We start from the raw sequence: 20,874 nt of genomic DNA, 5'->3' as shown, positions 1-20,874 counted from the left end.
AAGCCCAAACTAATTCATAGTTAAAAACCAAGTGCTCATGCAGTGATCCTGCATGAGTAGTTTAAAAAGGAAGATCTCATGGCTAAGGCTAAGTTTGAACGTAATAAGCCACACGTTAACGTGGGCACAATTGGTCACGTTGACCATGGTAAAACAACTTTAACAGCTGCAATTGCAACTGTATGTGCGAAGAAATTCGGTGGCGAAGCGAAAGACTACGCTGCAATCGACTCTGCACCAGAAGAAAAAGCACGTGGTATTACAATTAATACTTCACACGTAGAATACGATTCTCCAACTCGTCACTACGCTCACGTAGACTGCCCGGGTCACGCCGATTATGTTAAAAACATGATTACTGGTGCTGCTCAGATGGACGGCGCGATCCTTGTATGTGCTGCGACTGATGGTCCTATGCCACAGACTCGTGAACACATCCTGCTTTCTCGTCAGGTAGGTGTACCTTACATCGTTGTATTCTTGAACAAATGCGACCTTGTAGATGACGAAGAGCTTCTTGAACTAGTTGAAATGGAAGTTCGTGAACTTCTTTCTACTTACGACTTCCCGGGTGATGACACTCCAGTAATCCGTGGTTCTGCTCTTCTTGCGCTTAACGGTGATGACAGCCAATACGGCGAGCCAGCGGTAGTTGCGCTTGTTGAAGCACTTGACTCTTACATTCCAGAGCCAGAGCGTGCGATCGATCTTCCATTCCTTATGCCAATTGAAGACGTATTCTCAATCTCTGGTCGTGGTACAGTAGTAACTGGCCGTGTAGAGACTGGTATCGTTAAAGTAGGTGAGTCTGTAGAAATCGTTGGTATCCGTGATACTCAAACTACTACAGTAACCGGCGTAGAAATGTTCCGTAAGCTTCTTGACGAAGGTCGTGCGGGCGAGAACTGTGGTGTTCTTCTTCGTGGTACTAAGCGTGAAGACGTACAACGTGGTCAAGTATTGACTAAACCAGGTGCGATCAAGCCACACACTAAATTCGATGCGGAAGTATATGTACTTTCTAAAGAAGAAGGTGGTCGTCACACTCCATTCCTTAACGGTTACCGTCCACAGTTCTACTTCCGTACTACGGACGTAACTGGTGCGATCGCGCTTAAAGAAGGCGTGGAAATGGTTATGCCTGGTGACAACGTTGAGATGTCAGTAGAGCTAATCCACCCGATCGCAATGGACCCAGGTCTACGTTTTGCGATCCGTGAAGGTGGTCGTACAGTTGGTGCTGGTGTAGTTGCTAAAGTAACTGCATAATCGCTGATTGTGTAAGAAAAGCGCCTCTTTGAGGCGCTTTTTTTTGATTCAAACTTTTATAAAACTAAAAATAAATTGTCTGACAATGATTTCAAAAGCTGTCCTTATCTGATATCGGCTTGACCTAAACTGCACTTATGTAAAAAAAATTACCACGTAATATACAGATAAGAATATGAATATTACATTTTTGGGCCTGGGTTGGGCTGATGGGAGTGGTCACATGAATGCGAAAGTAAATATTACCAATCGTGCGGGTGCTAGTTTTCCGGTTCGTCGCATGAACTTTGATTTTGATGCTGTACCGGAATATTGGATGAATGGTTCAGCAGGTCTCACTCATTTTATGACCGCATTATCTGCGCTATTTCCAGCAGGTGAAAAGTTTTTTATAGATTCAGTCCGCGCGGTACGTAACCATCCTGCAATTGCCAATAATGAAGCATTACAAAAAGAAATTTCTGCTTTTATTGGTCAGGAAGCCATGCATACTCACGAGCATATCGGCTTTAATGCTTCTGCGCAAAAACATGGGCATGATGTCGAGACGCTTGATCGTTATACCGATAAAGTCATTCAAACGACACGTAAAGTCATGGCTAAACTGGGTAAGCCTGTGGGAATTACCCAAGAAATGGTAGATTTGACTGTAACTACGGCACTTGAGCATTTCACTGCAACCATTGCCTCACAGCTTTTGACCAATAGCCACATTCAGGAATTGATGACAGATGAAACCATGAAAACCATGTGGTTATGGCATGCTATCGAGGAAAATGAACATAAGGCAGTTGCACATGATGTCTTTGAAGGAGTTTTTGGCAAAGGCCTAAAAGCCTATGCACTGCGTACTTCATCCTTGGTCATCGCAATGGCAACCTTATTTGTGGTGCAAAGCTATTTCCTCGCCCGTTTGCTTAAACAGGATCAGCAGTTTAATCTTGAGTCCTTAAAAGCCATTTATACCTATGCCTATAGTCCTTCTAAAGGTGTCATTACGGGTATGGCGAAAGAAATGCTGATGTATTTTAAACCGGGATTCCATCCGAATGATCATTATACAGATCAACTGTTGGCGACCTGGAAAGCCAAATTGGGTCTGTGACAGAACTGAAGATTGGAGAGCGACTAAAATCGCTCTTTTTTTTGCTCGATTTTTTGGATGAAGTTTCTATAATGCGGAGGTTGATTCTATATAAGATGAACGAAGATGATTCGTTTAATGCAAGCAGCGGATGTAGAAGTCGTTGCAAAGATTGAAAAATCAGTTCAATCACATCCCTGGACTTTAAAACAGTTCGAAGATGCTGTAACGGCTTATCAAAGTACCGTGATTGAAGTGCAAGGGCAGGTGGCCGGATTTTGTATTTTACAACCAGTGCTGGATGAAGCCAATTTATTGCTCATGGCAATTGATCCGGCACAGCAAGGTCAGGGCTTGGGCTATCAGTTGCTGGAGGCTTCAGTGGCGATGCTAAAAAATAATCCGGTGCAGATTTTCCTGGAAGTGCGCGAGAGTAATCTGGCTGCGATCAAGCTGTATGAAAAATCAGGCTTTCATCAGATTGATCTGCGCAAGAATTATTATCCTAACAGTAACGGAAGCCGTGAACATGCCATCATTATGGTAAAAGCATGTACGGATGATTTTGCTAGTCTATTTAAATAATACAAACTGACGACCTTATTTAATAATCTGGTGATTCCATCCGCTGGGTAAGGTCGTCATTAATGAGTTTCCCAATTGCTGAATCTCCGTGGCACTCAATGCATGATTTAAAAGTCGCCATTGTCCATCGATCAAGAGTTCCAGTGGCAGATACTGAGATTTGTAATTCATCTTGTTGGAATGTGGCACCCAATAACCCAGATAGATAAATTGTAAGCCCAGCTTTTGTGCATGTTCAATCTGTTTCAAGATTGCAAAAGCACCGAGTGAACGACGATTTTCATCCGGATCAAAGAAGGTATAAACGGCAGAGATGCCATCATCCAGCAGGTCGCAAGTGGAAACGCTGATTAGACGCTCACCTTGCCATAATTCTAGAAAGAAGCTGTCGGTGCAGCTTTGCAATAAAAATTTTTCGAACTGATCCCGGGTGGGTGGGAACATATCGCCATCTGCGTGGCGTTCATTGATATAGCGTTCATACAGCGCATAATGTAGGTCCCCGGCGTGCTCTGGACTGGTAATTTTTATCACCAGATCCTGATTACGTTTCCAGGCTTTTTTTTGTGAACTGTTCATGCGGAATTCAGCAACAGGCACACGCGAAGACAGACATTGACGACACAAATGACATTCGGGGCGATACACGAAATCACCACTGCGACGGAAACCGGTACGTGACAGTTCCGATAAAGTGACTACATCAATTCGATGTGCGGGATCCAGAAAAACCATGCGCGCCGACTTGTTGGGCAGATAGCTGCAATCATGCGGCGGCGTAATATAATACTGTAAATCGTTCAGTAGGGCCTTTGGCTGATAAGAGTTCATAACAACTACCCTCTGTTATTTTCATTCACTTAAGCGCGCGTTTTGCGCTATTGTTTTACTTGAAAATACACCTTCCTGATACTTTTTCCAATCAATCGCAGGCTTTTTTACAATATCTTGTAAAGAATTAAGATAGGCTTGGCGAGAAAGTGTGCAGGCACCCAGGCTTAAAAGATGATCGTTGACCAGTTGGCAGTCGATCCAGGGTAGTTTATTTTCCTGTCCAATCAGCATTAAAGTATAGAAAGCCATTTTAGAAACATCGGTTTGCGTACTAAACATGGATTCACCAAAACAGCCTTGACCGATGGTCACACCATAAAGTCCACCGACGACGCGATCTTCATCCCAGACCTCAATGCTATAACCATATCCTGCGTCGAACATGTCACAATAGCCTGCGATAATATCTTCACTGATCCAGGTGTCGTCTGCATAAGCACGCGGCAATGAACAGGAACGAATCACCCTTTCAAAAGCATGATTGATTGTAATTTTATAGTCCTGCTTTTTCATATTGCGTAGCAGGGATTTGCTTGGATGATAATCTTCGGGGCGAATAATGCAGCGTGGTTCCGGACTCCACCAGCAAATTGGATCACCTTCTGAAAACCATGGAAATAATCCATGTGTATAGGCTTCATAAAGTGTAGAAGGGGAGAGGTCGGCACCAATACAAATCAGTCCTTCACCTTCAGGATCAACCTCGACCGGATTGGGAAAAATGAATTCTGAGGGAGGAAGTAAAGACATGGCAAACCCGACATAAATCTATAGATAAATCATCATCTCATTCTAGCAATAAAAAAGCCGCCCATAATGGACGGCTTTTTTATTCTTGCTGCTTAGTCTAGTTTGCCCATCGCATCAAGATATTTTTCCGCATCAAGCGCAGCCATACAGCCTGAACCCGCAGAAGTAATGGCCTGACGGTAAATGCTGTCCGCAATGTCACCGGCTGCAAATACACCCGGTACCGAAGTTTGGGTTGCATTACCTGCAGTACCACTTTGCACCTGGATATAACCATCACGAAGCTCTAACTGGCCTTCGAACATGGTGCTATTTGGCTTGTGACCAATCGCCACAAACATACCCGTCACATCAATGTTTTGAGTAGAGTCATCTTGCGTTGATTTAAGACGAACCGAGGTCACACCAGATTGTGCATCACCGAGTACTTCATCGACCTGATGGTTCCAGATAATGCTGATCTTGCCTTCTTTTTCTTTGGCAAATAAATGATCTTGCAAGATTTTTTCGGAACGTAAGGAATCACGACGGTGAACCAGAGTCACGTGAGAAGCAATGTTAGCTAAATACAACGCTTCTTCAACAGCAGTATTACCACCACCTACGACCATTACTTTCTGGTTTTTATAGAAGAAACCATCACAGGTTGCGCAAGCACTGACACCTTGACCCATATAGGCTGCTTCAGATTCCAGACCGAGGTATTGGGCAGTTGCACCGGTACAGATGATCAGAGCATCACAGGTGAATTCTTCCATATCGCCTTTTAACACGAAGGGGCGCTGGCTAAGATCCACTTCATTGATATGGTCATACACGATTTCAGTGCCAAAACGCTCTGCATGTGCCTGCATACGTTCCATCAATGCTGGACCAGTCAAACCTTCGGGATCACCCGGCCAGTTATCGACGTCAGTCGTCGTGGTCAGCTGACCGCCCAGTTGCAAGCCTGCAATCAGGGTAGGTTTCAAGTTTGCACGCGCTGCATACACTGCTGCGCTATAGCCTGCAGGGCCAGAACCTAAAATAATCAGTCGTGAGTGACGTGCGCTCATCAGCTGTATCCTTTTTTATTTAGAAATTTATTGAATTATACGTGAAACTGTATAACAGTGGTGTGAGATTAAAGTCGATATTATTGATCATTGAAATCGATTTGGGCTATATAGCATAAGTAACATTGTGCTTGCACAATAGTGCATCTTTTTTCACAGAACAGGTGCATAATATGCATTTTATTGCGTCGCTTTTTTCAAGCATTGAAGCAAAAGAATATTCATGAAGAATTGGTTACAGGACAGTATATGACAGCGGTGTCGAGTGCCTATGCACAGCGCTTAGTAATGACATTATTTTTAGTCTCATTTGGGATTTATCTGTTTCTTGCAACAGTGACCTATACGCCATTTGATCCGGGGTGGATGCATATCTCCAGTGATACGCAGACCGTTTCGAATGCCAGTGGGGTAGCGGGTGCCTGGATTGCAGACCTTTTGTTTGGCTTTCTCGGTTGGGCAAGTCTGCTGATCCCTGTCTATCTGTTTATGGAAGCGATTCAGGTCTGGTGGCCGCGTAGCTTCCTGAACCGGCCATTTCGCTATGCGGCGCAATTCTTCCTGTTGCTGACCACCTCAGCGCTGTTGTTTTTATTCTGGCAAGTCCCTGCCGATACGCTGGATAATTCTTCCGGCGGTATTATTGGCTATGAATTAGGCCAGAGTCTGGAACAACTGCTGACAGTCTATGGTGCAGCATTCTTCCTGCTGGTGCTTTGGGTGGTGTTATTTACCTTGGCTTTTGGGGTGAAGTGGAACAAGACCTGGAGCAGCCTCAAAGCAACGCCTGCTTATTTACAAGACCTGTTCTACCGCAATGTGCCTGAAGGCATGTCTGATTTTGACCGGACTGCACCTGTCGCCAAAAAAGAGCCAGTCATTAGTGCCAAAAAAGTAGCGGTTGCAGTCACGCCCGCGCCTGAGCATCACCTGGTAGAAATAGATCCAGTGGTGCGTGATCAGATAGCTGAGCGCTTATTTGATGATTTTGCCGATAAAGAATCACAACAACCGCAGTTTTTTGATGATATTTCTGAAGCTGAGCAGCAGGCTGCTGAGCCAGTCGAGACATTTAAGCAAGTACAGCAAGTGCCTCAACAGCCGGATCGTGTGGTAGCCACAGGCGAGGTATGGCGTGCCTTACATTCAAATGAAGATCAGCGGCATAAACAGGATATTGATGCCTTACTCAAAGCAGCTGAAGAAGAACAGCTTGATTCTCCAGTCTCACATATAGCTGCTCCACAATCTGTTGCAGCACAGACTCATGCTCATACCAGAACCGCATCGACTTCACATACAGGCCTGGACTGGGATGATGATGAAATCTTTGATGAACTTCTGGCTGCAGTTCCGCAAGGTAAAACTGCGACCGATGTGCATAGTCCATTCAATACAGCATCAGCAGAAAAGACGGCAAGAATTGTGGAAGACATGACCAATGTTGCACCTGTGATGGCATCTATGGCGACTGCACATGTCGTGAAAAATAGCGCATTACAGGCCTATCTGGATGACCTGGGTGATTTGCTGATTGAAGAAGATGAGCCAAGCCCACCAGTACGTGCATCAAGCTATGCCCAATCTTCTGCATTTGTACAGGCACCAATTCAGCATCAGGGTATAGAGCAACCAGTATCTCCTCCTTCTGCAACTCATGCAGCAGTACGCGAAGCTTTATCTAAAGAAGAATTTGTAGAAGCCTGGCAAGAAACGGCTGGCAAGCCACAGGATGAAGACGAGTTTGATTTTGATGCGCCTTTAACTGATGCTTCAGGCCGTCCGATGTCACGTGCCATGCAGGTGGTTGAGCGCCGTAAAGATTTATCGCCGCTTCCAGGTCTGGATTTACTGGATGAAGTTGATCCCAATAAAAAAGTGAATTTTACCGAAGAGCAGCTGGCACGTTTATCTGAACTTCTTGAAATCAAGTTGCAAGAATTTAATGTCAAAGCCAAGGTGGTAGAAGCACAGCCAGGCCCAGTCGTAACACGTTTTGAACTGGATCTGGCGCCAGGGGTAAAAGCCTCTAAAGTGACGAATATTTCGCGTGATCTGGCACGTTCGATGTCGATGGCATCGGTGCGTGTGGTTGAGGTCATTCCGGGCAAGCCGTATATTGGAATTGAAGTACCGAACAGTACCCGTGAAATGGTCCGTTTAATTGAACTTTTAACTATTCCAGCTTTCACTGATCCGAATAGCATCCTCTCCATGGCAATGGGTAAGGATATTTCCGGTAATCCGGTGATTGCTGATCTGGGTAAAGCACCGCATATGCTGGTGGCAGGGACCACGGGTTCAGGTAAATCGGTGGCGGTGAACTCGATGATTTTATCGATGTTGCTGAAATATACCCCAGATGAATTGCGTTTAATTCTGATCGATCCGAAGCAGCTGGAACTGGCGAACTATAATGATATTCCGCATTTGTTGACGCCTGTAGTCACCGATATGAAAGATGCGGTCAGCGCATTGAACTGGTGTGTCAATGAGATGGAACGTCGTTATAAGCTGATGTCTTTCCTGAAAATCCGTAAACTAAGCGACTATAACCGCAAGGTGGAAGAGGCGATTGCCAATGGTGAAGACCTGATCGATCCAACCTGGAAAGCCAGCGATTCTGTTGTGGGTGAACGTGCGCCGCGTTTGACGCCATTGCCTTCCATTGTGATTGTCGCGGATGAGTTCGCGGATATGATCATGCAGGTCGGTAAGAAAGCTGAAGAGATGATTACCCGTCTGGCACAAAAATCACGTGCTGCCGGTATTCACTTACTATTAGCAACTCAGCGACCATCGGTTGATGTAATCACAGGCTTGATTAAAGCCAATATTCCGACACGTGTCGCATTACGGGTTAACTCCAAGATCGATTCGCGTACCATTCTGGATGCCGGCGGTGCAGAAGATTTACTTGGTCATGGTGACATGCTATTCCTCGGCCCGGGTAAAATTGAACCTGAACGTGTGCATGGTGCGTTTATTGCTGATGACGAAGTCAACCGGATCTGTGATGCATGGCGTGAACGTGGTTCACCAAATTATGTCGACGAGATCCTCACACCATTTGATGAAGAACCATCGAGTCGTGGTTTTGAAGATGGTGGCGACGGTGGATCAGATCGCGATGCGTTATATGACCAGTGTGTGGCATTTGTACTAGAAACCCGTAAGGCTTCCACTTCATCCTTACAGCGTAAATTCAGTCTGGGCTACAACCGTGCTGCGCGGATCATTGACCAGATGGAAGAAAATGGCATTGTCAGCGGTATGGGTGCCAATGGCAAACGCGATATTCTGGTTTAGTTTCAGAATCTCTGCAATAAAAAGGCCTGCTTTTAAAGCAGGCCTTTTTATTGACTCTCGACTCAGGCAAATTTTGCCAATACATCCAGAAACTCCGCACTTTGACGTGGGTAGGTGGCAATCACGTCATGAATTCGTTGTCCTTCCGGATTGGTTGCATTGACATCACGGCCATCAGCGACAAATTTCGTCAACAGGCGTTCATAATCAAATGGACGCATATGTTTGAAAGCATGATAGAGCACGTGAAAATCAGCATTAACACCTGCAGGAGGAAGCTGATTCAAGTAGGCAAATACACGCTCATCTGACCATTCTTCGTTAAAGGTCGCTGGTTGAGATAATGCCATCGCAATTTCCTTGATCTAATGTAATTTTTTCGGCATGAAAAAAGGCAAAATATGAGACTAGATTAGCAAAGCACTGCTTTGCCTAGTCGCAAGACTTGAAGCTATGCTTCAAGTGGGCGGAATATAGCTAAACTACTATTTCTACCACTCTCATATTTTGCCTTGAATCAATTTACTTGACCAATCAAAAATCAGATTATCGTTCTTCAGGTAAATTGATATTCATTTCAAGCATTTCAATATTGGCTTCAGAACGAACCTGCATTTGAATATGCTGTTCATCGACACCGCGAACATAACGATTGACCACCTGCATGATTTCAGTTTTCATCTGGTCAATTTTGTCCTGGCTCAAGCGACGACCCAAGCCTTGTTCGGATGCAACGATCACCTTCAAACGGTCTTTAGCAGTCCGTGCGCTTGATGGCTTCTCCTCACCACTAAAAAGTTTACTCCAGAATCCTGCCATGTCTACGCTCCAAATAGTCGTGCTAACCAGCCCTTAGGTTTTACCTCAATATGACGGTAAGGACGCTCTTCACCAAGGAAACGCGCCACCAGGTCATCATAAGCCTGACCCGCTGAAGCCTCAGTGAAAAGAATCACTGGCTTACCTTCATTCGATGCCTGTAAAACGCTTGGACACTCAGGAATAACACCTAGGGTCGGTACACGTAAAATATCCTTAGAAATATCGTCAATCGTCAGCATTTCCTGTTTATCGGCACGTTCCGGATTGAAACGGGTAATACACAGATGCTTACGGATGCGACCTTCGTTTTGTTCTACTTTTTTTGTTTTGCTATCGAGCATACCAATGATACGGTCAGAGTCACGGACTGAAGAAATTTCAGGGTTGGTCACAATGATCGCTTCATCCGCATGGTACATGGCCAGAATGGCACCACGCTCGATACCGGCAGGTGAATCACAAATAATATAGTCAAATTCCTGCGAAAGCTCATCCATTACACGTGCTACACCCTCATCGGTTAAGGCATCTTTATCACGTGTTTGGGAAGCAGGTAAAATATATAAATTCTCAATATCTTTATCGCGAATCAGTGCTTGTTGTAATCGTGCTTCGCTATTTAAAACATTCACAAAATCATAAACTACACGGCGTTCACAGCCCATAATCAAATCAAGGTTACGTAAACCTACATCAAAATCAATAACAACAGTTTTGTGACCACGTAGGGCTAAACCTGTTGCAAAAGATGCACTTGTTGTAGTTTTACCTACACCACCTTTGCCTGATGTTACGACAACAATTTTCGCCACCGAATCCACTCCTGTTATGGTTCAAATCCCCTGTTTAAAATGGGGTTTTTGGTGTTTATTTATACATTAAAATTGTAGAGCTTCAAATACAAGCTCTTGTTGATCATTCAAGTAAATATGCACTGATTTTTTGACCACATGCGGAGGAATGTCATCCGCTACGCAATAGGTGCCTGCGATCGAAATCAGTTCTGCTTCGAGGCTATGACAGAAAATACGTGCCGCCGTATTGCCACCGACACCTGCAATGACACGACCACGCGCGCTGCCATAGACATGGATATTGCCTGAAGCAATCACTTCTGACCCACTGTTGATACCGGCATTGATAATAATGTCGCCATTATGCTGCACGATACATTGGCCGGTACGCAGAATTTCATCATGATATGAAGTCACATGCGCAACAATTGGCGCTACCTGGGCATTGTCTGCTGCGGGTTCTGGCTTGACTTCCACCACTTGCTCTTTTGTGGCTTTAATTTCTTCTAGCTGGCGATCGGGCGGCAGAACCGGGAACTGAATGGCACGCGCCTGCTCGCCGAGTAAGCCTTCCGTGACAGCCATCGGCTGTATATCCAGGTCGATTAATAACTGAATCAGCGCAATGAGTTCCTGTTCAACTGAACTTTCGATGACGGCCAAAGTGCCCGGTGGAAATGCAGCTTGTAATTTTGGGCTAAGTTGCTGGCGGATGGCATCATGATCATTGGTATCTAGACTAATGCGTATCGCATTGACCATTCTGCCTTTTATCCGTATATCAGCCATAATTCTTCCTTAAATACTTCTGACGTGCTGGTTTTGTGTCGAAGCAATGTTGTAAATAGTGCAAATCCTAGAACAAATTGCAGTAATTCTCTAGCGATCTCAGTTATTTTTTTATGCGAACAGAACCGGACGGATTGATCTGATTCTGTACTTTAAACTTTACTTATCTATTGAGCTCTGATTTTGCTCATGTTCTTCTAAAATCTGTTGCCACTGTTTGACTTTTACCTGTTTTCGGATTGCTTCAAGTGTTTCAAAAACAGCCGATTCGACCAATTTATCAATATGTGGATTATGTTCAATCTGAATCTGGCTGATTTTATCTGAAATTAGGGTAAAAGTCGGATTTTCTTTTTGACCTGTGTGGGTAAATGGTTCAATCAGTCCTTGCGTGATATTTTCTCCGAGGCGTTGACCAATACTTTGAATTTGCTGTTCAATCCGGCTACCTACGATTGGAATCAAACGTAATAATTGGGTCAGTTCTGGAGTATCTTCAATCGCCTGATTCACTACTTGCCCTACATTTTTAGCGATCATGGAACGTTGTGAGTGTAATTCCTTGCCCAAAGATTCTTGCAAGATATCTGCCAAGGCAATGGCCAGTAATTTACGGTGATGTTCCACCAAATCATCAATTAACTGTTTATGTGATGTACTTGTGGTCAGTTCACGCTTGATGCCGTCCAGTACAGTCAGTACCACCCGACTAGAAAGCTCTTCCATCAGCATGTTGTAATAAAAGTTGCCTTGGCGATACCAGCGATTGGGAATTACTTTATAACCATGGCTATGCAAGTTGTAGCCAATCGCGACCGCACGCAGCAGGCGCAGGAAACGTAGCTGAGGGATAATGGATAAAATTTCATACCAGTGTACAAAAGGGAAGAACCACCAGCGTCGATGATGACGCAGGACAATTGCGATAACCCAGCGGGCCAATAATTCACAGACCAAGAAGGTGGTAAACCAGCCCTCGGTAATGATGACCCAAGGGCGTAAATCACTTTTATAAAACTGCAAGATTTCCGGTAAACGAATAAAGTCAAACAACCACTGACCAAAATCGCTCATTAAAATGGCGTTTGCACTGAGACAGAACAGATTGATGATGATTAAAACCATCATGAAAATGTCGTAAATCAGTGCAATTTTCCAGCCCCAGGTTCCTTTACGAACAAATTTAAAGGAGCTGGACGTAATGTCCGGGTTGTCGTTCTTCATAATTACTCAGTTACAGATCCGACCGGGGCTTGGGCAAAGTTCTGCTGCATTTGTGCGATGAGCTGATCTTTTTCAGTCCAGATTTGATCAATCCATTTTTGAAAACGTGCACGATATTCAGCATCATCTTCATAATTGCCGCCCAGTACCCAGTCTGGAATATCAATTTTTCTTAAATTTACCGCAATACGTGGCACTTCACCTAACCAAAATTCACCATAGCCCGGAATACCGTCAGGATAAACAATGGTCATGTCGACCAGCGCATCAATTTTATCGCCGAGAATACTCAGTGCCAATGCCAGACCACCGGCTTTAGGTTTCAGTAAATGTGTATAGGGAGACTGCTGCTGATCATGCTTTTCTTGGGTAAAACGCGTGCCTTCCAGATAATTTAACAGGGTAAAAGGCTGACTGATCAGCTGTTCACAAGATTTGCGTGCTTCTTCCATATCCCGGTATTTCAGCGCAGGATTTTTAGCAATTTGTTCCTTGCTATGCCGCTTCATCATCGGGAAGCCTAAGATTTTAAAGGCCTGACCCACAAAAGGAATAAAAATAAGCTCCCATTTGGTAAAGAAACGCGTCAGGGGCATACGGGTCAGACCGAAGTACTGGTTGACCGTGGTATCGACCCAGCTTTGATGATTACAGGTCATCAAATAACGGCCCTGCATATTCAAATCCAGTAATTCATCTACACTGATTTGCCATTGGGTATTTTTTAAAACATGCTCAATCAGCCAGTTATTGACCCCTAACCAGCTGTTGGTAATCTTGATATTGGTTTCATCCACTTTTGCGGATTTTTTAAAAAGTTTGGTTAAACCCAAGGCCAGCACTGGGGGGCCATGAAAAAAAGTACTGCCCGTCATGACGGATGTGACCGTCAGGCCACGCGCCAGTTTTTTTAAAGTCGGTTGCTTGTTGCTATTCGATGACATATCCAAACAGTCCCCAGAGATTAATCACTTAAATTTTTTCATATTTTGAGTAATATAGAGACAGTTAGGCAAATAAAAAAGCCTAAACAGGAAACTATGAAGATATTGTGACGAACTACTTGGTTTTAGTTACATATAAACATTACAAAATATTACTAAACGATTTATTATTAACAAAAATTCAATGGTTAGCCCATTCAATTTAAATCATTATCTCGCTTAACAACAAAGCATACAACAAGGAGTCATGCGATGCGTGCACTAGTCATTTCAGCAGCTGTAGCAGGGGCCGTAGCACTTACAGGTTGTCAATCAACTGGTAATAACATCGGTGGTGTGGAATATGATAAAGCTGCTCTAGGTACTTTAATTGGTGCTGCAGCAGGTTACGGTGTTTCTAAAGGCAATGCGAATACCAGCCGTCAAAATAACCGTGCAGCAGCGATTGGTGCTGTTGTTGGTGGTTCAGCGGGTGTGTATCTTGATAACAAAGAGAAAAAATTACGTCAAGCAACAGCGGGTACGGGCGTAGACGTTAACCGTAATGCAGATGGTTCGATTAACCTTGTGATGCCAGGCAGCATTACATTTGATACGAACAAATCAAATATCAAACCAAACTTCTATGGCACTTTGAACAAAGTGGCGCAAGTATTAACAGAAGATAACCAGAGCGGTATTCTTGTAACTGGTTATACAGATAGTACGGGTAATGACTCAATTAACTTGCCATTGTCTCAAGCACGCGCAAACTCTGTAGCGACTTACTTGGCAGGCCAAGGTGTTTCACGTACACGTATTAATGCTCAAGGTTTAGGTTCAGCGAACCCAATCGCAGATAACACAACTGCTGCGGGTAAAGAACAAAACCGTCGTGTAGAAATCGCGGTATATGCAGTTCAATAATTCTTGAACGCTTAAGAAAAAACCACCTTCGGGTGGTTTTTTTTATATCTGAACATTAGATCTCTTGCGAAAGTCATTATTGAAAATTTATCCGGTTTACCAATGCAGCTATTAAGTTGACGCGTAAACCAAATCTTTTCCGTCTATTTCGATAGCGTTCACTTAATATTCTAAATGTTTTCAATTGACTATTGATGTGTTCGATCACAACTCGTATTTTTCCAATCATTTTATTGTACTTTTTCTCAACATCAAATAAGGGTAAATTCTTCTTTTTCTTTATTGGCATCAATAATTTAAAACCATCTTGCTCTAATCCATAGTAACCTAAATCGGTCATAACATATTCACAATGTTTGAATTTCTTAACCGTTTTTCTTGCCAGTTTAATGTCATGCTGACTGCCATTCGATATATCTAGCCCTATGATTTGTTTGCTCTTCGGATGATAGATCACTTGTACTTTTAGCGTATGTTTCTTCTTTTTACCACTGTAGAACTTACTCTGATTTTTTTTTCGGGCGTTCTATTGAACATTCTGTGGCATCAATAATGACCCAGTTAAAGTGTTCGTCTGCTGTGGTAATGCTTCGTTTTGGCAGAGTAAAACGTCTTGATTTCATTAATGCATCTTCAACTTTTTTAATGGTTCGATTCACATTGCTTTCAGCGATATGGTAATTTGCCGCCAATTCCAGTTGAGTGCTGTAGTTCCGTAAGTAATTGAGCGTTAATAACAACTGATCCTCTAAATCTAAAGTATGAGGACGACCTGATTTCTTTTTGAGTGATTCTGCTTTTTCTAAAACATCTACCATTTCGGTAAAAACTGGTCGAGGTACGCCAACCAGGCGTTTAAATTCAGAATCTGAAAAACGGTTTAATTTCTGATATCTCATGAAATCTATATTGAGGTGGTTTTTACTTTCGCAAGAGGTCTATTGACCTGATTAATCGTATTTTAAATTAGGCAACTGACGCAGAGATGACTATAATCGGAGCCGAATCTAGAAGAGGAAGCCATATGTCACTCGCCAGTCAGTTAAATGACAAGCAACTTGAAGCCATGAAATACACTCAAGGACCCTTGTTAGTACTTGCAGGAGCGGGTTCAGGCAAGACTTCAGTGATCACGCGAAAAATCGCGTATTTAGTCAAGCATTGCGGGATTCCCGCACATCGTATTACTGCGATGACTTTTACCAACAAGGCAGCACGTGAGATGAAAGAGCGTGTCAGCAAATTGTTGACGCGTGAAGAAAGTAAAGGCGTTTCAGTTTCGACCTTCCATACTTTTGGCCTGAATATGCTGCGCCTGGAGTTGAAACATACCCCACTGAAAAATAATTTCTCGATTCTGGATGCTGACGACTGTAAACGCATTCTGATGGATCTGATGCAGCGTGACAATTTATCCGGTGCAGAAAGCAAAGAACTGATTGCTAAAGCCATGAAAATGATCTCGGACTGGAAAAATGATCTGATTCCACCCGAGCAGGCACATACCACCTGTGAAACTGCCGAAGATGTGCAATTTGCGCATTTATATCAGCTTTATGAACGTAATTTGCGCGCTTATAACGCCGTGGATTTTGATGACCTGATTGTGATGCCAACACGCTTGCTGCAGGAAAATGCCGAAGTCCGTGACAAATGGCAAAATCGCGTGCGTTATCTGCTGGTCGATGAATATCAGGATACCAACACCGCACAGTATATTCTGGTGAAATTACTGGTTGGCGTGATGGGACAGTTCACCGCAGTAGGCGATGATGATCAGTCAATCTATGCCTGGCGTGGGGCTAAACCGGAAAATATGGCCTTGCTGCAACAGGATTTTCCTAATCTGAAAGTGATTAAACTGGAACAGAACTATCGTTCGACCAGTCGTATTCTCAAAGCAGCCAACACTGTCATTGGCAATAATCCGCATATTTTTGATAAAAAGCTCTGGTCGGACAAAGGCCATGGTGAAGTGATCCGTGTGATTACCTGCCGCAATGATGATGACGAAGCAGAACGCGTCGTTAAAGACCTGATCACACATAAATTAATGAACGGTAAAGGCTGGAAAGATTATGCGGTGTTGTACCGCGGCAATTTCCAAGCCCGTATTTTAGAAACCCATCTACGTCAGATGCAGATTCCGTATAAATTGTCTGGTGGACAGTCTTTCTTCGCACGTGCCGAAATCAAGGATATGATGAGCTATTTACGCCTGATCATTAACCCTGAAGATGACAGCGCATTCCTACGAATTATCAATACACCAAAACGGGCAATTGGCCCGGTAACGCTGGAAAAACTTGGATTATTTGCTCAGGAAAATAATCTGTCACTTCTGGCTGCGGCAGCGGATCAGCGTCTGACCATGGCGATTCCGAAAAAGGCCACGACCCAATTGGCTGAGTTTGCCGATTTTATTGAGGGTTTTACTCGCAATTTACTGGATGATGATGAACCCGTGCCGATCATCCGCCAGATGATGATTGAAGCCGGTTATATCGATTACATCAAGGAAACTGCAGCCACGCCAGCGCAGGAAAAAACCAAGCTCGATAATATCGAGGTACTCTACAGCAGTATTCAGAGCCTGATTAACCGCGCTGAAGATGTTGATGAAAAAAATATTGAAAGTGTGATTCGTAAAATGGTGCTGCTGGATATGCTCGAGCAGCAGCAGGAAGAAGAGGACACCGATAAAGTCAACTTATTGACCTTGCATGCGTCTAAAGGTCTGGAATTTCCTTATGTCTATCTGATCGGGCTGGAAGAAGAAATTTTGCCACATAAAAATTCGATCGCTGCGGAAACCGTCGAAGAGGAACGCCGTTTGATGTATGTGGGTATTACCCGTGCACGTCAGGGCTTGACCATTACTTTGGCAGAACAGCGCAAGGCGGGCGGGCAGATGAAGCAAATGACCCCAAGCCGTTTCTTGGATGAATTACCAGAAGATGAGCTGGAATGGTTAGGTCGTAAGAAAAAGCTGGCTGGTAACATCGATCCAAAATTACAAGCCCAACATTATCTGGATAATTTGCGTAACCTTATCAAACGATAAGGCGCAAGGCTTGCTCTTATTTTAAATGAAACAACAGGAATGAATACATGAAAGTTCAGGTGAAAGTCCTTGACTCGCGTCTCGGTCAGGAATGGCCATTGCCGACTTATGCTACGACAGGTTCAGCGGGGCTGGATTTGCGTGCGTGTGTTACAGAAACTACGATCATTGAACCAGGCCAAACGGTTTTGGTGAAAACTGGTTTAGCAATCTATATTGAAGATCCTGCATTTGCTGGCCTGATTTTGCCACGTTCGGGTTTAGGCCATAAACACGGGATCGTGTTGGGTAACTTGGTAGGCTTAATCGATTCTGATTATCAGGGTGAATTGATGGTATCCGTTTGGAACCGTAGCCAGACTGCTTTCAGCTTAGAGCCAGGTGAACGTTTGGCGCAGTATGTCTTGGTTCCTGTGGTGCAGGCTGAATTCGATCTGGTGAATGAATTCGAAGCCACTGAACGCGGTGCTGGCGGTTTTGGTCATACGGGTAAAAACTAAGTTTTAATAATGGCTTACATTCATTAACTGGATGTAAGCCATTTTTTTACTTAAGTGAATCAGATATTAAAAATGAGCTGATTGAAATATATTTAAAAATAAAACCCTATTTTCTAGTTCAGTAGAGCTATTTAAATCTAAAATTTATGTAATGATCAAATGTCTAATTAGATGAAACTCAAAATAAATATAATTGAATAATAGACCTCTTGCGAAAGTATCGTTTTACCTAATTTTTGAATTGGCTAAAACCTTATTAAATGTAGCTTTATGCTGTTTAAATTTTGACTAACGCAAGAAGTCTAATCATTGTTTAATTACAAGAACCCTATAATTCTAAAGTTGTAGATTATATTTTTATAATTGATTGTTACATTGAAATCGTTTAAAAATAGCAGGTCTTAAAACAAAAACAAATGTTTAAAGTCATTATGATGAAATCATCATTTTAAATCTCCTTATTTTAACGAATAGTGAAAAGACAGTTTTATGGGATCTATGAATCATCCATTCCCCATGCATATCTTTCGTGCCTATGACATACGCGGTAAAGTCAGTCTATTAGGTGCCGGGATCATTGATGCAATTGCCCACGGTTTAGCCCAGCAGTATCAGGCTGCGGGACAGACACGTGTCGCCATTGGTTATGATGCACGCATCAGTAGTCCGGCTTTTGCCGACATCATTGCCCGTATTTTTAAAGACTATTCGCTGGAAGCCACTATTATAGGCTGTTGTTCCAGCCCAATGCTATATTTCACCGCACGCCAGTTTGATGGCAATGGCATTATGGTCACTGCCAGTCATAATCCTAAAGAAGATAATGGTATTAAATGGATTATTGATGGTGAACCACCTTGTCCTGAGATGATTCAACAGGTGGCCCAACTGGCAAAGTCACATTGCGATAGCCAGCTAATTACTTTAGCTGAACTGCCGCATCAGATTATTCCAGAGTTTTGCATGCAGTATCAGCAAGGAATATTAGAAGATATTCAATTAAAGCGCTCATTTAAAGTGATTCTGGATGGTCTGCATGGCTCAGCCGGACGTTGTGCTGACTTGGTACTCAGAAAAATAGGCTGTGAAGTGATTGCTTTACGTTGTGAGGCGAATGGACATTTTCCGGATCATGCGCCGGATCCTTCGCAAGACAAACATCTTGAGACTTTACGTCAAACCGTCATGCAACAGCAGGCTGATCTCGGTATTGCCTTGGACGGTGATGGCGATCGCTTGGTTCTGATTGATGAACATGGTCAGATTATTACAGCCGATCAGTTATTGTGCCTGTTTGCTGAAATTTGCCTAAGCGATTCAGCACCACGCCAATTTGTTTATGATGTGAAATGTTCAACTCTGGTTCGCGATACAGTGCAACGTCTGGGCGGGGAACCGGTGATGATTCGTACCGGCAGTTCATTTCTCAGAACTTATCTGAACCAGTCTCAGCATCAGGCGATTTTTGGTGGGGAATATGCCGGACATTATGTCTTTAATGATGGTCGCGGCTGGGGCTATGATGATGGACTCTATGCAGCGCTCAGAGTCATGGAATATCTCGACCAAACGGGGCAAACTCTCGCGCAGGCCTTGGCGGCTTATCCAAAACGACATGGTACTGAAGATCTTTATATTTCAACGCGTCAAGTACGTCCTGTTGAGCTTTTAAACTTCGTTGAACAACAATCCGCAAGAATTAATGCGCAAATCAGTAAAATTGATGGGATACGTCTTGATTTTGAGGATGGTTTTGGCATCATTCGAGCATCCAATACAGGTGAGTATTTCACAGTGCGCTTTGATGCCAATAATGCCCAAGGTCTAAATGAAATTCGTCATCTGTTTGTAGCCATGTTGCGTGACCGTTATCCAGAGATCGCTCAAGACATTTTAGATGCTCAATAAGGAGAGGCGAATGCCAAATCAACAAACAGGCATCGACAAAGCACAGATTTTGACAGAAGCTTTGCCGTATATTCAACGCTTTGCGGGTAAAACCCTGGTGGTAAAATACGGCGGTAACGCGATGACCGATCCTGAGCTGGAAAGTTCATTTGCACGTGATATCGTATTATTAAAAACAGTCGGTATTAATCCGATCGTGGTACATGGTGGTGGCCCGCAAGTCGATTCCATGCTGAAACAGCTGGGCCGCGAATCAGACCGTATTGACGGCATGCGCGTGACTGATCCTGCGACCATGGAAGTAGTCGAGATGGTACTTGGCGGTAGCGTTAACAAATCTATCGTGAACCTGATTAACCAGCATGGTGGCCGTGCGATTGGTCTTACCGGTAAAGACGGCAACCTGATTCGTGCGCAAAAGCTGCTGATGGAAAAAGTGGCTGAAGATGGTTCAGTTGAGCAAATTGATCTGGGTCTGGTCGGTGAAGTCGTTGGCGTGAAAACCGATGTTCTGGAAATGTTTACCAATAGTGACTTTATTCCAGTCATTGCCCCGCTAGGTGTCGATGAAGAAGGCAATACCTATAATATCAATGCTGATTTGGTCGCTGGTAAAGTCGCTGAAGCCCTAGGTGCAGAAAAACTGATTCTACTCACCAATATCACCGGTGTCTTGGATGAAAATAAAAACCTGTTGACTGGTTTGACCACTCAAGAAGTCGATCGTCTGATCGAAACTGGCGTGATTTATGGCGGCATGATTCCAAAGGTCGGTTGTGCGCTGGATGCGGTAAAAGGCGGCGTCGTAAGTGCACATATCGTGGATGGCCGTGTACCTCATGCCAGCTTACTAGAAATTTTCACCGATCATGGTGTGGGCACCCTCATTACCAATCGTGCCAATCCGCATCGTTCTTAAGCCAATTTTTGCGAAAAAGAGTCTCAATAGATACTCTTTTTTATTTGGATTTCTTATAGCCACCTATTTGAAATGACTGGGACAGTCATGCACAATAAGCTTCTAAGTAAATAGAGAG

At 43.7% G+C, this 20,874-nt stretch carries 19 protein-coding genes; 9 read left to right on the top strand and 10 right to left on the bottom strand.

Going from position 1 to position 20,874, the window contains the following annotated elements; genetic code table 11:
• Positions 1 to 78 precede the first annotated feature (78 nt).
• The 3 genes from tuf to rimI all read left to right on the top strand — a co-directional run bounded on the left by tuf (position 79) and on the right by rimI (position 2,938).
• The gene (tuf, locus tag AC1P5O_RS06305) at positions 79 to 1,269 is read left to right on the top strand and encodes an elongation factor Tu (RefSeq protein ID WP_004646112.1); all 1,191 of its coding nucleotides are present in this window, start codon (positions 79 to 81) and stop codon (positions 1,267 to 1,269) included.
• A 223-nt stretch (positions 1,270 to 1,492) separates the two neighbouring features.
• A complete protein-coding gene (locus AC1P5O_RS06300) occupies positions 1,493 to 2,374 on the top strand; it encodes a metal-dependent hydrolase (protein ID WP_216986587.1) in 882 nt (293 codons plus the stop codon).
• 105 nt (positions 2,375 to 2,479) lie between these two features.
• Complete coding sequence (gene rimI / locus AC1P5O_RS06295; protein WP_005104810.1) at positions 2,480 to 2,938, top strand: ribosomal protein S18-alanine N-acetyltransferase; 459 nt, start codon at positions 2,480 to 2,482, stop codon at positions 2,936 to 2,938.
• 15 nt (positions 2,939 to 2,953) lie between these two features.
• On the opposite strand, the gene AC1P5O_RS06290 is transcribed toward rimI, so the two are convergent.
• The 3 genes from AC1P5O_RS06290 to trxB form a co-directional block, all read right to left on the bottom strand.
• Entirely contained in the window at positions 2,954 to 3,769 is an 816-nt protein-coding gene (locus tag AC1P5O_RS06290) for an arginyltransferase (RefSeq protein WP_499005893.1), read from the bottom strand.
• A 21-nt stretch (positions 3,770 to 3,790) separates the two neighbouring features.
• Complete coding sequence (aat, locus tag AC1P5O_RS06285; protein WP_121980280.1) at positions 3,791 to 4,522, bottom strand: leucyl/phenylalanyl-tRNA--protein transferase; 732 nt, start codon at positions 4,520 to 4,522, stop codon at positions 3,791 to 3,793.
• A gap of 92 nt (positions 4,523 to 4,614) precedes the next feature.
• Entirely contained in the window at positions 4,615 to 5,577 is a 963-nt protein-coding gene (gene trxB / locus AC1P5O_RS06280) for a thioredoxin-disulfide reductase (RefSeq protein WP_262457550.1), read from the bottom strand.
• Positions 5,578 to 5,826: 249 nt separating this feature from the next.
• Between trxB and AC1P5O_RS06275 the strand changes: the two genes are divergently transcribed.
• Entirely contained in the window at positions 5,827 to 8,886 is a 3,060-nt protein-coding gene (locus AC1P5O_RS06275; RefSeq protein ID WP_262457548.1) for a DNA translocase FtsK, read from the top strand.
• A 62-nt stretch (positions 8,887 to 8,948) separates the two neighbouring features.
• Here the strand turns inward: AC1P5O_RS06275 and AC1P5O_RS06270 are convergent, their stop codons facing one another.
• The 6 genes from AC1P5O_RS06270 to yihG all read right to left on the bottom strand — a co-directional run bounded on the left by AC1P5O_RS06270 (position 8,949) and on the right by yihG (position 13,459).
• On the bottom strand, positions 8,949 to 9,236 hold the full coding sequence (locus AC1P5O_RS06270) for a PA4642 family protein (RefSeq protein WP_153567141.1): 288 nt from the start codon (positions 9,234 to 9,236) through the stop codon (positions 8,949 to 8,951).
• Positions 9,237 to 9,432: 196 nt separating this feature from the next.
• Positions 9,433 to 9,705, bottom strand: coding sequence for a cell division topological specificity factor MinE (gene minE, locus AC1P5O_RS06265; RefSeq protein ID WP_005104804.1), 273 nt, complete (start codon positions 9,703 to 9,705; stop codon positions 9,433 to 9,435).
• A gap of 2 nt (positions 9,706 to 9,707) precedes the next feature.
• Positions 9,708 to 10,520, bottom strand: coding sequence for a septum site-determining protein MinD (minD, locus tag AC1P5O_RS06260; protein WP_222110506.1), 813 nt, complete (start codon positions 10,518 to 10,520; stop codon positions 9,708 to 9,710).
• Between the two features lie 66 nt (positions 10,521 to 10,586).
• Positions 10,587 to 11,291 carry a septum site-determining protein MinC gene (gene minC / locus AC1P5O_RS06255; protein ID WP_005104802.1) on the bottom strand — a complete coding sequence of 235 codons (705 nt, stop codon included), beginning with the start codon at positions 11,289 to 11,291 and terminating at the stop codon, positions 10,587 to 10,589.
• A gap of 159 nt (positions 11,292 to 11,450) precedes the next feature.
• Positions 11,451 to 12,515: a hypothetical protein gene (locus AC1P5O_RS06250; RefSeq protein ID WP_005104801.1), complete on the bottom strand. Its 1,065-nt coding sequence runs from the start codon at positions 12,513 to 12,515 to the stop codon at positions 11,451 to 11,453.
• A 2-nt stretch (positions 12,516 to 12,517) separates the two neighbouring features.
• Complete coding sequence (yihG, locus tag AC1P5O_RS06245) at positions 12,518 to 13,459, bottom strand: 1-acylglycerol-3-phosphate O-acyltransferase, YihG family (RefSeq protein WP_262457544.1); 942 nt, start codon at positions 13,457 to 13,459, stop codon at positions 12,518 to 12,520.
• 252 nt (positions 13,460 to 13,711) lie between these two features.
• Between yihG and AC1P5O_RS06240 the strand changes: the two genes are divergently transcribed.
• On the top strand, positions 13,712 to 14,365 hold the full coding sequence (locus tag AC1P5O_RS06240) for a YiaD family glycine zipper/OmpA-like lipoprotein (protein WP_262457542.1): 654 nt from the start codon (positions 13,712 to 13,714) through the stop codon (positions 14,363 to 14,365).
• Between the two features lie 76 nt (positions 14,366 to 14,441).
• Here AC1P5O_RS06240 and AC1P5O_RS06235 read toward each other — a convergent pair.
• Positions 14,442 to 15,264 (bottom strand): IS5 family transposase gene (locus AC1P5O_RS06235; protein WP_262457540.1). Its coding sequence is split into 2 segments (ribosomal slippage): positions 14,442 to 14,882 and positions 14,884 to 15,264, totalling 822 coding nucleotides; the frame shifts between segments, so codons are not numbered across the junction.
• A 125-nt stretch (positions 15,265 to 15,389) separates the two neighbouring features.
• On the opposite strand from AC1P5O_RS06235, the gene AC1P5O_RS06230 reads away from it, so the two are divergent.
• From AC1P5O_RS06230 to argB, 4 genes are all read left to right on the top strand, one after another.
• Entirely contained in the window at positions 15,390 to 17,429 is a 2,040-nt protein-coding gene (locus AC1P5O_RS06230; protein WP_262457538.1) for a UvrD-helicase domain-containing protein, read from the top strand.
• 47 nt (positions 17,430 to 17,476) lie between these two features.
• On the top strand, positions 17,477 to 17,929 hold the full coding sequence (dut, locus tag AC1P5O_RS06225; protein WP_005247107.1) for a dUTP diphosphatase: 453 nt from the start codon (positions 17,477 to 17,479) through the stop codon (positions 17,927 to 17,929).
• Positions 17,930 to 18,418: 489 nt separating this feature from the next.
• Positions 18,419 to 19,837, top strand: coding sequence for a phosphomannomutase/phosphoglucomutase (locus tag AC1P5O_RS06220; RefSeq protein ID WP_262457536.1), 1,419 nt, complete (start codon positions 18,419 to 18,421; stop codon positions 19,835 to 19,837).
• Between the two features lie 10 nt (positions 19,838 to 19,847).
• Positions 19,848 to 20,756 (top strand): acetylglutamate kinase, encoded by a 909-nt coding sequence (gene argB / locus AC1P5O_RS06215; RefSeq protein ID WP_004279270.1) that lies wholly within the window; start codon positions 19,848 to 19,850, stop codon positions 20,754 to 20,756.
• Positions 20,757 to 20,874 lie beyond the last annotated feature (118 nt).

The organism is Prolinoborus fasciculus, assembly GCF_056724605.1.
The sequence above is the reverse complement of the archived record's forward strand: the minus strand, read 5'-3'. Positions and strand labels throughout refer to the sequence as shown.